Annotated in this window: 10 protein-coding genes; all 10 read right to left on the bottom strand. The window is 43.0% G+C overall.

What is annotated here, in order from left to right; translation table 11 throughout:
- Window positions 1-118: 118 nt before the first annotated feature.
- Entirely contained in the window at window positions 119-2,401 is a 2,283-nt protein-coding gene (locus AABK40_RS16330; RefSeq protein ID WP_338398170.1) for a TonB-dependent receptor domain-containing protein, read from the bottom strand.
- Between the two features lie 148 nt (window positions 2,402-2,549).
- The gene (locus AABK40_RS16325; RefSeq protein ID WP_338398169.1) at window positions 2,550-4,787 is read right to left on the bottom strand and encodes an alginate lyase family protein; all 2,238 of its coding nucleotides are present in this window, start codon (window positions 4,785-4,787) and stop codon (window positions 2,550-2,552) included.
- Window positions 4,788-5,921: 1,134 nt separating this feature from the next.
- Window positions 5,922-8,207: a polysaccharide lyase 6 family protein gene (locus AABK40_RS16320; RefSeq protein WP_338398168.1), complete on the bottom strand. Its 2,286-nt coding sequence runs from the start codon at window positions 8,205-8,207 to the stop codon at window positions 5,922-5,924.
- Between the two features lie 284 nt (window positions 8,208-8,491).
- Window positions 8,492-9,163: a bifunctional 4-hydroxy-2-oxoglutarate aldolase/2-dehydro-3-deoxy-phosphogluconate aldolase gene (locus AABK40_RS16315; protein ID WP_338398167.1), complete on the bottom strand. Its 672-nt coding sequence runs from the start codon at window positions 9,161-9,163 to the stop codon at window positions 8,492-8,494.
- Between the two features lie 251 nt (window positions 9,164-9,414).
- Complete coding sequence (locus tag AABK40_RS16310) at window positions 9,415-10,452, bottom strand: PfkB family carbohydrate kinase (protein WP_338398166.1); 1,038 nt, start codon at window positions 10,450-10,452, stop codon at window positions 9,415-9,417.
- Between the two features lie 27 nt (window positions 10,453-10,479).
- Window positions 10,480-11,478: a sugar kinase gene (locus AABK40_RS16305; RefSeq protein WP_332921544.1), complete on the bottom strand. Its 999-nt coding sequence runs from the start codon at window positions 11,476-11,478 to the stop codon at window positions 10,480-10,482.
- A gap of 311 nt (window positions 11,479-11,789) precedes the next feature.
- Entirely contained in the window at window positions 11,790-12,554 is a 765-nt protein-coding gene (locus AABK40_RS16300; RefSeq protein WP_332921545.1) for an SDR family NAD(P)-dependent oxidoreductase, read from the bottom strand.
- A gap of 55 nt (window positions 12,555-12,609) precedes the next feature.
- Window positions 12,610-13,950, bottom strand: a complete 1,341-nt coding sequence (locus AABK40_RS16295) for an MFS transporter (RefSeq protein ID WP_338398165.1) — start codon at window positions 13,948-13,950, stop codon at window positions 12,610-12,612.
- Window positions 13,951-13,966: 16 nt separating this feature from the next.
- Window positions 13,967-14,344 carry a cupin domain-containing protein gene (locus AABK40_RS16290; RefSeq protein WP_332921547.1) on the bottom strand — a complete coding sequence of 126 codons (378 nt, stop codon included), beginning with the start codon at window positions 14,342-14,344 and terminating at the stop codon, window positions 13,967-13,969.
- Window positions 14,345-14,366: 22 nt separating this feature from the next.
- The gene (locus AABK40_RS16285; RefSeq protein ID WP_338398164.1) at window positions 14,367-16,430 is read right to left on the bottom strand and encodes an alginate lyase family protein; all 2,064 of its coding nucleotides are present in this window, start codon (window positions 16,428-16,430) and stop codon (window positions 14,367-14,369) included.
- Window positions 16,431-17,125: the final 695 nt, after the last annotated feature.

The raw sequence follows: 17,125 nt of genomic DNA, 5'->3' as shown, positions 1-17,125 counted from the left end.
TTCAACTGTATTTTGGGAGCCATTTCAGGCTGTAACTTTCCCAATATGCAGTTGTACCTGTCCTGCAAAAACAAGCACAAAAGACCGTTCAGTAATGACACGGCCCTTTGCCTATGGTTTAGAATTTAAATTTCACCGTTACCACATGTTCACGTGGGCTGCTGATACGGCCAACGATTGGCTGTCCGTAAACCTCTCCTTTTTTGCTTGGGTCCGCTTTTGGCAATCCAGTCAAACCAGAAGGTGATTGTCTGTTGGTAAGGTTCGTACAACGGTAACCGATCGTAATCGCTGGCGTCAGTTTATAGGACAAACCAGCTGTTGTGAATACGTATGGTGCGTTGTAGAAAATGTTCATTTTATCCAATGCCTTTTTCGACTGGTAGCGGAACAAAGCGTTCGCACTCAAACGGGAGCTCACTTTGTAGCTTGTATTGAACTCAATAATGTGCTTTGCGATACCTGTCGGCGTGTTTCCAGTGTAATCGTATGCAATGCCATTTCCATCTTTGTTAGGAATTTGGTATTGATCATATTTTGGCTCCTGATAAGTGTACTGAAGCACCATGCTCAACCCTTTGATCGGTTTCGCATAAGCATTCACATTGAAACCCGTTGTTTTTACATTATGTAAAATTCCGATTGTTGTACCGTCAGTCAGAGCAATGGCTTCGTAATCGTTGGTTTTGGTGATGTAGCTGATACCAGTACGGACACCATATTTAGCCTTGATATATCCGAAGTTCGCCTGTGCCATATAGATGTCGTTGATGGCATCCATATTGTAATTAGGATCGGGCGTCGTTGTTGTTTTGGTAATCCCCAGGTTCAACAAACTTTTTGCTACCGAAGCATCGATGCGGAAAGGTCCTGTTTTGTAAACAAAGCCCAGGAAGCCACTGTGTCCAAGGTTGGTCTGATTATAATTGTACCAAACAGGGTCTGTGCCATTTCTGAAATCTTTTGCCGCAATCAAAGGATTACCACCAAAAGCATTTTGATCAACACCCAAGCCTGTTTTCAGGATTTTTGAATACTTGTTGCTGAAGATATCCAGACGGTAACCGTAAGAAAGCGTGAATTTAGCATTGATCTTCCAGTCGTCTTTGGCAAACAAAGAAGTTGTTACAGAATTGATGTCTCTACCTTCTCCATATTGGTTGTTGTAGGCAATCGCACCTGTGGTTGTATTACCCGCTGCATCAGTCAAAGTTATTGGCAATGCCAAGCCATCGGGAGTGGTAACATCCAAATCTACACGTTGCTGCGTAACGATGCGATCCATTTTGATCCACTGCAAATTGTAACCGAAAGCCACTTTATGCTTGTTGAACGTTTTGCTCAATACCGAAGCGGAATACAACTGAGAGAAAGGTTTAGTACCTTCTGAAGTTTCGTATTTAGACTTTACCATGTAGGTATTTGGAGAGATCACCGCACCTGTCTGGCTGTTGGTCATTTCTACACCAGCACCCGCATTGTAAGTTGAAGCCAAGAAAGGTTTCGCTACTGGCTTCCAAATTGTCCGGTTACGATCGGTAACACTGAAACGCAAGATGGAATTCAATGCCCAGCCATTATCAAAGAAGTGATCGTATTTCAAATCCAGCCCTTTGGTTTCATAGGTGATCGCCCCTGCAGGGTGAACCACACTTGTTTGGCCCGTAACGGGATTATAAAGATCAAAATTACCGATAGAAGGCAACAGATAATTGTTATAATCAGAAAATCCAGTGTTCGAAATATCACCATTCTCTTCCAGGTTGAAGATTACGTTAGGCTTATCTGTTTCGTGGATATTACTGTAATAGAAGTCAATATTAATATTTCCTTTCTTCAATGTTTTGCCGACACGCCCAACGAAGTTGTAGCCGCTTGTGCCTGTCCAGCCATCCTGATAATGGAATGGTCCTTTAGCATCTTTTGCCGAAAGACCTACCCCCACATACCAGCCTTGAGCAAGGGATTGCATTACTTGTGCATCCATGAAACGTGTACCACGATCGGTAGCACCGATCATACCCGTGATAGAATTGGCTACTTTTTTAGGCTTGTAGTTAATCACAAAACCTGGGTAACCATACTGAATGATGGTCGAAAGGCGGTCTGGTTGCTCACGCTGCCCAGACAAAAGGTAGTTTCTATAACCAAGGGTTGTCCCGTAGCCCATTTCGAAGAACGTACCAGAATAGGTCTGTTTTGTGGAAAGGCCAGGAATACCAGTGTTCAGTTCACGGGGAACATCATTGGTCGCATTTTCACTTGAAAATACATTGATCTGCTTCGTCAGGCCATCAGCAGAAGAGGATGTTTTCTTTTTTACAGGAGCTTGGGCAAACCCCATTCCCGCGACCATAATGGTTGCGGCTAAAGTGCCAAGAGTAGATTTTATCACATTCATCCTAATAAATCGTTTCGATTTGCAAATTTCAGCGAGTCAAGCTGTTAGTGGTTATGAGGTGTAGTGTTGCAAATACACAAATGTATTTTTGATATTAGCGATGTGTGGGTTAAGGGACTGCCGAAGCAGCCCCTTGATATTTTTTGGTTTATTTGATGATCACATTCAATGGGCCTTCCCATTTAACATCCTGTCCGTTTACTGTGGCTTGGTGAGCGGCAGTTTTGTCGTTGTTGTTTGACAAAAGAACGATGTACTGATGACCGTTAGCGTGATCAACAGTGATCTGAGTCAAGCCGTTTGAAAGCTGTTTGTCAGTAACATTTTTGATCTGGCTTTTGGTGTTGTTCACCAACTCGTCAGTCGCTGGGTGAATGCTACCGTGAGGCTCGAAGATGTTCACAAAACGAACGTCTTTACCTTTACGACGCATCATATACATTGGCTGGTTGCGCAAGTTGAAGTGAGGATCATTCGCACCGTAAAGTCCCATGAACTCCTGAGTAGGCGCAGTGTTCGCCGTTGTGATGCTGTAGAATGTTTTGTCGTTCAACCACGAGAACTGCGCGTTTTTCGTGTGCGTTTCAGCCGTAGCAACTTTCCAGATGTATTGGAAACCACCTTCAGTACCTAATGGCGACAATGTTTTTTCTGAGTTGAAAGTATCAAAGCTGTAATCCATTACCTGACCCAAGTAGTGGTAAGCCAAATCGTAAGAATGCTCTTCTTTAGAGAAACCTTCCATTACATCAACAAAGAATGGTTTGTTCAAAGAAGCATCCTGGATCTGAACAATGGTACGTTGCATATCCACACCTTTGTAAACTTGCTTTTGATCAGCACGCATTCCCTGGTATTCTTTATGATCTGTGTCGAAGAACAACAAATCTCCCCAACGCTTCATAGACTCATCGAAGTTAGCGTCGAATTGACATTTACCATCAACGGTCATGGTTGAGTGAGAACCTGTCTGACGAGCGAAAGTCTTGTTTTCTGCAAGGTAACGACCACCGTCTTTAGCCTCAACGTTTACATAACGCGCCGCACCGTAATCTTGCAATACTTCACGGTCGTTGTCATAGAACAAGATGCTCAATTTATCAAAGTGACCGTGCGCCAAACCATGTTTAGAGAACTTCATGGTCATTGTCGTCTGGTTCTTTGGGTTGTTAGAGTACATGAAAGCGATACCACCTTCTTTACCGTTGTTACCGTCAGTCAATACCGTTGATTTACGCGCTACCATTGAAGGCGCTTTACCTTCGGCAATCGCTTTAGCCAACATCAAACCACCCGCAGAAACACCTACTTTGTTTTGAAGATGTGCTACCGCCAAATAGTTAGGGTTTTGGTAGTGACCATAAGCCATACCAATCGCATCCACAACTACAGGAGCTTGAATACTCATTTCTTTGATTGCATCATTATAAGGCAAGAACTGGCCTTTAGCATCCGTCAACTGAATCAAACCATCTACTGCATTCAACAATACATTGTTACGGTAGTGGAAAATATCACGCTTAGGCTCGTTGTTCTGAATAACTTCCGCAAAAGTGATGAACGGCGTCATTGAATAACGTTGGTAGTAAGGACCTTCCGTATAGTATCCTGTTGGCGAGAACAATTGGTTCAAGTTGGCATAAAAACCTGCACGGGCATGTTGCTCACGGTAGTTATCATCACCTTTCAAAGGTTTTTTGAAGTAACCGTACAAACACTGATCAACGATTTTGTGGTCACCGATTACATAACCGATCATCCCTACTGCCGCTACATCCCAAGCGCCGTGGTTGTGTACACGGTTGAATACTGGCAAGTTCTGTACAGACAAGAATTTCGCATATGGACGCCACAAGTTCTTCTCGATTTTCTTGATCGTCTTCGCACTCAAAGTCTCATAAACGCAATCATAAGCCTGCGTCGAATAAACTACCCAGTTGTCATCGTTCAAACACTGCCAGAACAATTTACCTGGAGCGTAAGATTTTTTGACAGGGTGCGTTGGCAACGATGGGAACATATCCGCATACTTCAACAACATGGTCTCTACATACTTCGCATATTTAGCATCCTGAAAAACCTGATACAAAACCCCAGCTTCGTACATGCTCATGTAATTGCGCTTGTGCTGTTCGTGTGTAAATCCGCCACCTGGATCTTTAGGAATTGGAATACACATATCTTTTTGCATCGCGGCATCAACACGTTGCTTCATGGCGTCGATGGCTTGGTGCATGAGTGGGTATTTTTGATATCCTTCGCGTAATTGTTGAACGGTATTTTGTGTCAATACCAATGAAGGATGCTGAACGGAGTCTTTTGCATATACTTGAACAGACATGAAGCTGAGCAGTAATGCAAATAAAAGTAGATTTAGTCGTTTCATATCGAAATCCTATTTTTCTGTAATTTTGAACCTGCAACAATAATACCGACTCTTGAAAGAATCAGCATGTTGGTTTTTGGTTCACCAAAATTGAGGAAAATGATTTTCTAAAAAAAATCGAGATTGCGCTAAACAGATTTAGAGATAATTTTTTACACACATTATCGGTTTTTGATAATTATAATTTCGGACCAATCACTAAAATAATAATCATAATCACCATCTATCGATATGAAATTATCGAGAAGGTAAAAACACCCTGATTAAAGTGCTCAAAATTTCAAATTCACAAAATTTCGCGGTCTATTTTACAAATACTACAATCAGGTATTTTTCGTAAAAAACTGATACAGATCATTATAGCAGGGTGCTTAAAATAACTAAAGTCATACAATTAGCGGAAATTTTAATAATACAACCATAAACATAGTTGCACGCCCCTTGACATCATTGTCAAGCATGACATTTGTCAAACCATTCGTATATTAAAATCTGATGAGCCTTCACGGGATGGTTTACCAATTTTATTACGATGGATTTAATGTGATTAATTGATACGATAAAAAGAGATTGTCACAGCCCGTTTTAGACAAAATACCTTAGATTAATCCAAATTACGTGATAGTAGAAAAAAGCCTTCATTTTAATTGAATTGTTCAAAAAATCAGGCCGTTACGATTTCTTGCTGATGTTCTTGCACGGACATAAGGTTGTCCGTAATCATGACCAACAAATAGAAAAAAGGATTACTGAAAGGTCGTGGATCGAGCAATCCCCTCAATTGCTGTCAAATATTTTATCCGCAGAGACTCCCTATTGTATTCATTCGTCCTTTTCCCGTCACAGCAATTAAGGGAACTCCTGTGTTTGTATGGGCAACTTTGCTGCTGCATAAAACGAAAAAGCCCTTCGCTGAAAAATCAGGAAGGGCCAAGATACATAGCATTAAGGAAAGACATTTTAACTACTTCCTATGTATAGGCAGCAGCAGTGTTTTTTAAGGAATCAATGCTATGATCAACTCATTCAACAGTATTTTCAGGATCGGAAAAAGAGCGCCTGCAACAAAATGCAGTGCACATTCAATTTCCTCCTGCGCTGACACATATTTGCCAAAAAGGACAGCGTAATGTTTTATTTCGTGCCGAAAATCAAGCCTGTTTTATAAGATGATTTCATCTTCATGGCTTCCTGGCGGCTCATTGTTTTATTGATAGGATAAATATGCTCACCTGTACGTTTATAATAGGACTCAATACGACCAGAATTGATCGAAAGAATATGGTCGATTTTTGAAATGGCCCATAATGGATCTTCAAAGCGGATCGTACGACCTGAAGCACCAGAGTTGTAGAAGAACAAGCCGTCCAGCTCCAATTGCTGAACACCCCACAACAATACCGCCGAACCCAATTCTTTATTTCCTGTTTCGATAAAGTCACAGTTTTTAACCACAACCGCAGGACCAGTGGTCGATTCGTCATTACCCATGCGTGTGATCGCCATCGCACCTGTCATTACTTTATCGAACGTACAGTTTTCGATGGTTACCTGCTCGGCGCTGTAACGTCCCAGTTTTTCTGTCTGCCCATTGATGTTCAGTGCCACACCAGAAATATTGGTGAACAGACAGTTTTGGAAGGTAATTTCATCAGCAAAAGTTGATGTGTATGCACGGAAAGCGCAATAATCTGAACCATCAAAATTCTGGAAAGTACAGTTTTCAACATTCAAAGTATAGTGCTGAATCATTGGTGAAGTGGAAGTACTGATACCCGCATTCACAATTCCGGTATCCGAACGACCATTGAACTTGATCCCTGAAATTTTAAGGCTACCGCCATTTTCAATCGTGAAGAATGGCTGACGGCTGCTGCCTTCTGCCAAATAATGGAACAAGGACTGCCCTTCACCTTTATAAACAATGTTTACAAATTTGGTCAGGTGCAAACCTTTCATAAAACGGATTTCATCCGCTGTAATTTCAATGGTCTCACCGTTTTCAGCATTGGCAATCGCTTCGGCCAACGCCTCATAATTCGCCACTTTGGTGTGCTTGTCCGTCAAAACAATGGCGTCAGAGATTGGTGTGTACCACTGAGGTCCCGCTTCGTTGTCTTTTACAGGCAACTCAGGCGTAAAGTTTTTGCTTGCCCACAATCCTTCTTTTGTTTTGTGGTAAGTATCTGCATCAATGGCTTTCATGCCCTTTTCCTTCACTTTGAAACCGTTGTTCACGTATTTGTTTCCTTTGAAAGTGAAGCCTGAAATATCATCCAACTTGGTGAAGATATCCCCCTGGTTTGGGTTATAGAAAGTATTGTTTTTAAACACAATATGGTCTGGCGTTTGGGTACGCTCACGGTCTGAACCCACACACAACTCAATACGAGGGCAATTGAATAGATGATTGTCCTCCAGTGTTACATGGTGCGCGCGGATATATCGGTTGGCCAATGAGTTCGGCACGCCATTCATAATCCCCAAAGGCGCAAAGAATCGGCGACCTCCCAAATTCTGGAAGTAGTTGCCTTTTACCTCGTGGTCACCATTGATGATACGCAAACCGCCACTGTTATTTGGAAGCTCTTCACCAAGGAAGTAGTTGCCCAAAACTTTATTGCGGTCACCATGACGCATCGTCATTACGCCTTCGCAACCACGGAAAACGTTTCCTTTGATCGTATTGTCTGATGATTTGATCGATACCACCTCTACTTCTCCCGAACAGTGATCGAAGATGTTGTTCTCAATCATTGTTGCCGAAGTAACATTGGCGTAAGTCGAAGTGCCTACACGCAAGGTTTCCCCGCCATTGGATCCCAACTTTGGACGGGAACCAAAAATATTGTTATGGATCTGGTGGTAATTTTCACGCGACTCCTTATAGTTTAAACGAACGGCCATCAATACCCCAGCATTCAGCTTTCCGCCGAAGTAACAATGGTCGATTTCATTGTGCTGACCATAAAGCTCCACCCACGACGTTTTCTCGAAGCGATCCGCAGGATTGTAGTGATCCATCACGACCTCAGTCATGCGAACATGCTTGGCCATTTTGCTTTTGATTCTGAAACGAACCGCCGCACGTCCTTTGGCATAACCGTCCGTGAAAATCAACCCTTTAACGGTAAAGTATTCACCAGCCATCTCCAAAGATGAATTTCCAGTTAGGAAGGTTTTGCCCGTTTCCTGTGCCTGAACAACAACACCTGCCTGCTCCGTTCCTTGAATATCAAGTTTGATTTTGGCATCCACCCAACGACCTGACGCCAAAGAGATTGTATCTCCAGGAGCGACCGCCTTCACAGCACTTTTCAGTGCATTCATATCTTTTACCAGGACGTTCTTTGCCTGCACAGTCCCTAAGGCTGCGGCAAGAAAAACCGTCATGGATAACTTTGTAAAAAAGTTTTTCATGATTTCCCTAATGTATGTTGTATTATAATGTGCACTCTTTTACTGAAGTGAAGCGTTTTTTGATCCTTTACTTGAGGTGAGGTGAAAGGGTAAAAATGTGAAATGTAAAAGGTCAAAAAATAAAATGGAGTGCAATGCGCTGGCGCTGAAATTTTCACCCTCACGGTGTCCTCCCCTCCAATGTGCGACCAGCGTAGCAGTGCCGCTTTTTTCTTTGGAAAGGAAAAAGGCAATCGCACAGAGACAGCGCAGGTGTTGCCCTGTCTCTGTGGATAATTGCGAAATTATCCGCGAAGCTCAGCGATAATCGCCAAGGCTTCTTTAGTTTTATTCTTGATCGCCTCCAAGTCAAAGTTGCCATCAGCATCTTTGATCATCAATTGCGATCCCATTCCTACACAGTGAACTCCTGCATTGAACCACTCTGTCAAATTCTCACGCTCAGGCTTCACACCACCTGTTGGCATGATTGAAGACCATGGGAAAGGACCTTTTACCGCTTTCACGAAATCAGGACCACCTACTTGCTGACCAGGGAAGATCTTAACAACCTCACAACCCAATTCTTCCGCCATAGAGATCTCAGACAAAGAACCACAACCTGGAGACCAGGCGATCTTGCGGCGGTTACATACTTTGGCCATCTCTGGGTTCATGATTGGAGAAACCACGAAGTTTGCACCCAATTGAATGTACAATGCTGTTGTTGGTGCATCAACGACAGAACCGATACCCAAGATCATTTCTGGGGTTTCAGTAGCTGCCCATTTGATCAATTCGCCAAAAACCTCGTGAGCGAAATCGCCACGGTTTACGAATTCAAATACACGTGCTCCACCATCGTAAGTAGCTTTCAATACTTGCTTACAAACGTCCAAGTCTTTGTGGAAGAATACAGGAATCATCCCTGTTTCTTTCATCTTCTGAGCGACTTCAATTCTTGTGAATTTTGCCATTACTGGAATATATTTTGTCCTCCTGTCAGTTAAGAATTAACCCACAGATTTCCACAGATTTGATGTGTTCCTCCAAAGATCTGATAAACTGTCAGGGGCTCTTTTATTAATGAATTTGTTTAAAAGAGGTCAATGCTATTTTTACATCAACCTCTAATATGTCCTAATCAGTACCTGTGATTTCATCAACTCCCTAAAAAAATCTGTGAGCATCTGTGTAATCTGTGGGTACTCATCAAAACAAAGAAATCTTATCGAGCTACGCGACCTGAAGCGTCACCACCCATCAATTTCTCTACTTCGTCAACCGTTACCAAGTTGAAATCACCTTTGATCGTGTGTTTCAAACATGAAGCAGCTACGGCGAAATCCAAAGCTTTTTGATCATCTTCCGTGTAAGTGTTCAATCCGTAGATCAATCCACCCATGAAAGAATCTCCACCACCTACACGGTCAACGATGTGCGTGATATCATACTTGCGAGAAGACTTGAACAAAGTCTTGCCATCATACAATACACCTTCCCAAGTGTTGTGGTTGGCGTTGATAGAACCACGAAGTGTTGTGATTACTTTCTTCACCTTTGGGAATTTCTCCATGATCTTTTTAGATACAGACAAGTAAGCCTCGCCTTCTACGTGACCACCTGTTACGTCCACACCGTCAGGAGAAATGTGCAATGCCATTTCAGCATCTTCCTCATTACCCAAAACAACGTCAGTCAAAGCAACCAATGCAGGCATTACTTCATGACAAGCTTTTCCGTATTTCCACAATTTGGCACGGTAGTTCAAGTCACAAGAAACCGTAACGCCCATGTCTTTTGCTACTTCCAAAGCTTCTTTCAATGCTTCAGCAGCACCTTCAGACAAAGCTGGCGTGATACCCGTCCAGTGGAACCAAGTAGCATCAGCGAAAACTTCTTTCCAGTTGATCATGCCTGGTGTGATCTCAGCAATCGCAGAGTTGGCACGGTCATAAACAACTTTAGAACCACGAGCAACAGCACCTGTTTCCAAGAAGTAGATCCCTACGCGGTCACCACCCAAAGCGATGTTTTTAGTCTCTACGTTGTAAGAACGCAATTTTTTGATTGCAGCATCACCAATGTCATTTTTTGGAAGACGAGTGACGAACTCAGCATCCATACCGTAATTTGCCAATGAAACAGCTACGTTTGACTCACCACCACCGTAAGTTGCTTCGAACTCGTTTGCTTGGTGAAAACGCAAATAACCAGGGGTTGCCAAACGCAACATGATCTCTCCAAAAGTGACTACTTTTGCCATGTATCTATTCTATTTTTTGATTGTATGTTATCTACTGATTAGTCCTGTGCGGTCGCCACCCATAAGTGCTTCAACCTCCTCAACAGAACATATATTTTGATCGCCAAGCACAAAATGCTTCAGGGTTGAAGCTGCCGTGGCAAAATCCACAGCTTCCTGCTTGGTTTCGTAATTTCTTAATGCATAAATCAATGCCGCCATAAAGGAGTCTCCGCCCCCTACACGATCGACAATGTGTGTCAGATTGTAAGTGATGCTGCGATAAACGCGCTCGCCGTCGTACAATGCACCCGCCCAAGTGTTATGACTTGCCGATACACTTCCGCGCGAAGTAAAAACCACCAACTTACAATTCGGATATTTGTCCATCATCTGCTGCCCTGCTTCTGCATAAAGCGCATCAGATACTTTTTCTTTAACCACATCAACGTCTGGGTGAATGCCCGACATGATGTCGCAATAATTCATCAATTCTGGCATGACTTCTTCCGCTTCTACACCCCAGTTCCAGAGGTTTTTGCGGAAATTATAGTCGCCAGAAATGGTAATACCTCGTTCTTTTGCGGCTTTCAGGGCCTCTTTGGTAACATTAAATGCCGAAGCCGATAATGCAGGCGTGATGCCCGTCCAGTGAAACCAGTCAGCATCTTTAAACACCTCATCCCAGTTTACCGTATGCGGCTCGATGGTCGCCATTGCTGAATGATCGCGATCGTAAATCACTTTACTGCCACGATAAACCGCCCCATTTTCAAAATAATAAAGGCCCAGTCGGTCACCGCCCCACTGTACATTATGTGTGTTTACACCAAAACTTTTGAGGGACATCAGTGCGAGTTCCGCCATATCATTTTTCGGAACCCTGGTAACGAAGGATACATCTTCGCCAAATTGCGCCAAAGAAACGGCCACATTGGCTTCTGCTCCTCCAAAATCGATGTCTAAACTTTTAGACTGCTTCAACCTTACAGATCCTGGTGATGCCAGACACATCAGCACCTCACCAAAAGTAACAACCTTACCCATTGCTTATACAAATATTAAATTGTAAAAAATCAGCCCAATACCGCAGAAAAGTTTGATTTCAAAATCAACTCAGGTGTTGTCTTTCACTAAAAAATATAGGTCACCTGAACGCCTTGAATAAAAATATGACCTTGGCATTTATTAAAAAAACAGGCTATGAACTTCTCACAAGATAGAGATTATCATCGTTCAGAACCATGCCTAAAGTCAGTATTGATCAATGAATTAATGGTGTTTCACAAAGTCATCATTGTTTGTGATAAAGCAAGATCGGGCATAAAAACCCGACCTTGTTGCTTTATTTTATTGCATCAAGAGAATGCCAAACCACCGTTGATATCGATGTTGTTTCCTGAAAGGAATGAAGACTTGTCAGAAGCCAAGTAAACCACCAAATCAGCGACCTCTTCCGCACGGCCTTCACGACGCAAAGCAGTTGCACCAGCAACGTTTACACGAGCCTGAGCCGGGGTGTGATCATCGTGGAATTTCGTTGCGATCATACCTGGGCACAATGCGTTACAACGGATACCGTCAGGTCCCAATTCTTTCGCCATTGCACGAGTGAAGCCCATTACAGCAGCTTTAGAAGCACCGTACAAAGAAGCACCACCACCAGCACCGTCACGACCAGCCTGAGAAGCAAAGTTCACGATAGAAGAACCTTCACCCAAATAAGGACGAACAGCTTTTGTCATGGCCCAAACCGTTTTCATGTTCAAGTCCATCAACAAGTTGTACCAGTTCTCGTCTTGCTCTTCGATTTTCTTACGACCAACAATACCACCTGCTACGTTCACCAATACGTCGATACGGTCACCAAAAGCTTCGATACCTTTAGCCACAACGTTCTCCACTTCGTCCATTTTCATCAAGTCACCAGCAACAGTGATGATCTCAGCGCCTTTCTCTTTTGCCAAACGAACAGTTTCAGCGGCATTTTCCTCTGCATTTTCTTCTGCAGCGTAGTAGTTCACTACCAATTTTGCGCCTGCTTCTGCCATTGCCAAAGTGATTTCACGCCCGATGTCACGTACACCACCTGTAATAATTGCTACTTTTCCTGAAAGATTCATAATGATTATATTTTTTATGTATTAAATTAATTTTGAACACCTCCCTAAGCGTTGCTTAGTCTTGTAGAGGCTTGATATTTCTTGCAAAATAAAAGATCGATCCAACGCCCAGTGGGACAAATACGGCGATCATTAAGAAGATATAGTTATAAGAAATTGCCGACAGTTTAGGAACAAGGAAGTTCATCAACACTACGGAGATCACCCCGATTGTTCCGCCAAATCCCGCCAGCGATCCTACATTTTTGCCAGAGAACAAGTCCGATGGAAGGGTCTGTACATTACCAATAGCAAATTGGAAACCAAACAATACCACTGCAACGATATACACGAACAAATCAGGGGATTTCCCTAAATCGAGCGTTAATACTGCCGCTAAACCCGCAAGCATCATCAAACCGCCAATAACGATCGTCTGTTTACGCGCCACATTGGTTGATTTTCCTTTTTTGATCAGCAATCCTGAGTAGTACCCTCCAGCAACCGAACCGATCGCTGCTCCTACATAAGGGATCCAGGCAAAGGCACCAATTTCTTTGACATCAAAGCCATAAGTATCTGCAAGGTAGATCGGCATCCAGCCAACGAACAACCACCAGATTGGCTCCATGAAGAAACGGGACACCAATACCGCCCACGCTTGTTTGTAGGATAAAATTTTAAGAAGAGGCATGGCTTCTGCCGTCTCATCGTTGTCTGCTTTCGACTGCCCCGATTTGATATAATGACACTCTTCTTTGGTAATCCATGGGTGTTTGGTAGGCGTTCCTTTATTGATCAGCACCCAGGGAATGATCCACGTCATCCCTAAAGAACCCACGATCATGAAGGTGGTTTGCCAGCCAAAAGCCACGAATAATGTTGCGATAAAAGGAGGCGCTACCACAGAACCCAGAGAGGCTCCTGCATTGAATAGGCCTTGCGCAAAAGCACGTTCTTTGATCGGGAACCACTCTGCATTACTTTTTGCTGCACCAGGCCAGTTTCCTGCTTCGCCAAACCCTAAAGTGGATCTGAAAAACGAAAGCGAAAAAATGCCGCGGGCAAAAGTATGGCAGAAGGAAGAAATTGACCAGATCCCGATAGAAATCACATAACCAAAACGTGTCCCCACCTTATCGAAGATTTTCCCCGAAAACGTCTGCCCGAGGGCGTAGGCCACCATAAAGATATTCAAGATCAAGGCGTAATCGTCTTTCGACAGCCCCAATGTCTTTCCTATTCCCTTTTCTCCAGGGAACATCATTGCAAGCGCCGATCTGTCGATATAATTAATGACCGTTGCTAAAGCAATCAACCCAATAATCACCCATCTTAAATTGGGTAATTTAAATCCTTTCTCCTTCACCTCTATATTTGCTTTACGTTGTGATCTTTCTTTTTCCAAAACGTCCATTATCGCTATGGTTTTATTATTTTCCGCCGCCTAAGTAAGCAGGCTTTGTTCCATCAAGGAAGTCCTCTCTTACAGGACTGAACACGTCAATCAACATGCCTGCCTCAAGACAAACCGCTGAGTGCATCAAGTCTGGTGCGATATAAAAAGAATCGCCGCCATTCAAGACTTGCTTTTTACCGTCAACGTCCATTTCAAATGATCCACTGACTACATAAGTCGTTTGTGAATGAATGTGCTGATGAGGGGTGCCAATGCTTCCTTTTTCAAAGTTGACTTTCACCATCATGATCGACTCATCGTATCCCATGATTTTGCGTGAAATTCCACCTCCCAATACTTCCCATTCGTTTTCCGCATCCAAGAAGAATGCTTCGCTCTGTACCTTTTTCATTCCTATGTATCTTTAAAAATTATTATTTAACAACCACTGATATTGGTCCTTGCCAACGCACAGTTTCGTTATTTAATGTAGCGGTATGCTTTGCCGCTTTATCACTATTGGCCGCTAAAAAGACCTGATACGTGTGTCCATTGCTATGTTGGAACTGAACAACGTTTAGGCCTTCGGCTAAATTAGTTTCTTTCAAATCAGAGATCTGCGAGTGGGTATCCCTGACCAGCTCGTTGGTGGCAGGGTTGATCTTGCCATGAGGTTCAATTAAATTGACAAACCGCACATCGTCTGCCCTTCTCGACATCATGTACATGGGCTCACGGCGAAGGTTAAAATTGGGATCATTTGCCCCGTATTCTCCTAAAGTTTGCTTTGTAGGCGCATTGTTCAGGGTCGTGATGGTATAAAAAACCTCATGATTTAGCCAGGAAAACTGCGCATTCTGTGTTGTTGTTTCCGCCTCGGCCACTTTCCAGATATACTCAAATCCTGCCTGTGTGCCGATTGGAGAAAGCGTTTGATGTGATGTGTACTGATCAAACTTCATATCCATGATTTGTCCTAAATACTGATAAGATAAATCGTACTGATGGGTTTCCTTACTGAAGCCTTCCATCACATCCAGGTAAATGGGGTCCCGTAGGGAAGTATCCTGAATCTGAACAATGGTACGCTGCATATCTACGCCTTCATACACATGATTTTGTCGTGCCCTGATCGCCTGATAATCCTTATGATCGACATCAAAGGCCATCAGTGTACCCCAGTGTTTCGAGGACTCCTTGATGTTACCGTCAAAGTGCGACTTTCCATCGCAGGTCATCACATTGTGGCTACCACTCTGGCGGGCAAACTTCGCCGTTTCTGGCAGATAACGGCCACCCTCTTTTTGCTCGACATTCACATACCGAACGGCACCGTAATCCTGCAAAACAGGCTTGCCTTTTTTATAAAGGGTCAGTCCAAGTTTATCGTAATGCCCATGGCTCAGGCCGTGGGTAGAATATTTAAGGGTAAGCGCAAACTGCTCTGCTCTGTTTTTGCTGTAAAGAAATCCTATACCGCCCTGATCGCCGTGCTGCCCATCTTTAATAATGTGTGAATGACGACGAATGCGGGGTACATCTCCCGAAGCAAGTGCCTTGGCAATCATCAAACCACCCTCACTGATGGTTACTTTATTTTGCAAAGCGGCCACCGCCACAAAATCAGGGTTCTGCTCGTGTTTATAGGCAATATCCACGCCTTCAATCACCGATGGCGCATTGATGCTCATTTCTGGAATCGCATCATTGAAAGGTAAAAACTCCCCTTTCTCGTTGGTCAGCTGAAGCAGGCAATCGACGGTTTTCAACAAAACGCTGTTTCGATAATGGAAAATATCTCGCTCAGGCTCATTGTTCGAGATTGCCTCCGCAAATAAAATAAAAGGCGTTAATGCATAACGGTGATAATATGGCCCTTCAGTATAGTAACCCTCAGGGCCAAACAGCTGATTCAGGTGAGCGTAAAAGCCTGCGCGGGCATTCGCCTGACGAAAAGCCTCATCCCCTTTAAGCGGTTTTTTGAAATAACCATGAAGGCTTTGCTCTACAAGTTGCTGATCTCCGAGCACATAACCCAGCATTCCTACCGCAGCCACATCCCAAACACCATGATTATGAATTCGGTTGAACACCTTCAGATTCTCTTTCGACAAAAATTCAGCATACGGACGCAACAGGTCCTTTTCAATAATTTTTCGGTGTTTTGGGCTGATCGCATCGTAAACGCAATCGTAAGCCTGTGCGGTGTACACAACCCAGTTATCATCATTAAGGCATTGCCAAAACAACTTCCCTGGCGCGTAGGATTTTTTCACAGGATGGAGCGGTAATGTGGGGAACATTTCCGCATATTTCATCAGCATATCGTCTACAAACTGGGCATATTTGGGGTCTTGCAACACCTGGTAAAGTATGCCCGCCTCATACATTCTTCTATAGTTCTCTTTATGCTGTTCGTGGGTATAACCACCCGCTGGATCTTTTGGAATAGGCACTTCAATGCCTTCAGCGATCGTAGCGTCTAATCTTTTTTTCATTTCCAATACTGTACGTTCAAGTATCGGGTATTTATTAATATTATCTCTTATTTCTTTAACTGAAGCTTTAGTCAAAATCAAAGACGGATGCTCATGCCCTTTAGCAGTCGAGCTTGATGGCGATAAAAATGAGATCCAAAAGCAAAAAATCAGTAAAAAATATTTCATCGATATACATATTTTAAACACGGATAAAGATTGTTCAACTTCAATCATTCACCCTGCATGGTAGCTTATTCCAAAGCCGAATAACACGAAAAATTGCGTTAGTTGGTTATTGGTTTACCAAATATCCGAAAAGTTTACGAAGATCAAAGTATTTTTTGCAGATAAATTTCAAAAGCGATGATTTTCTATCGAATTAACTTCAATTTAGACATAAAACAGCCTGAAAAACGCCCTACCGCCCTACATTGGTCGACCAACTTATCACAAATAGAAGCAGTAAAGTGTTCTATTTTTAAAATCATCGCAAAAGACCTGCTATTTTTGGTCTATTTTTAGAAATCAAAGCAACTTTTGAGATCGCAGGCCAAATACGGGATAGTATTCTAAATGATATTTATAATCATCACACCACACAAAAACACCTCCACACGCCCCTTAACGCACCAATACTTATCTACACCATCCTGCTATGCCCCCAATTCACTTATTACCAAAGCTAAAAACCTTCATATAGGGCTGTTAATGCT

The sequence above is a fragment of the Persicobacter psychrovividus genome, from assembly GCF_036492425.1.
In the GTDB taxonomy this organism is placed as follows: Bacteria; Bacteroidota; Bacteroidia; order Cytophagales; family Cyclobacteriaceae; genus Persicobacter; species Persicobacter psychrovividus.
Note: the sequence above shows the minus strand (reverse complement) of the source record. Positions and strands in the feature narration are given on the sequence as shown.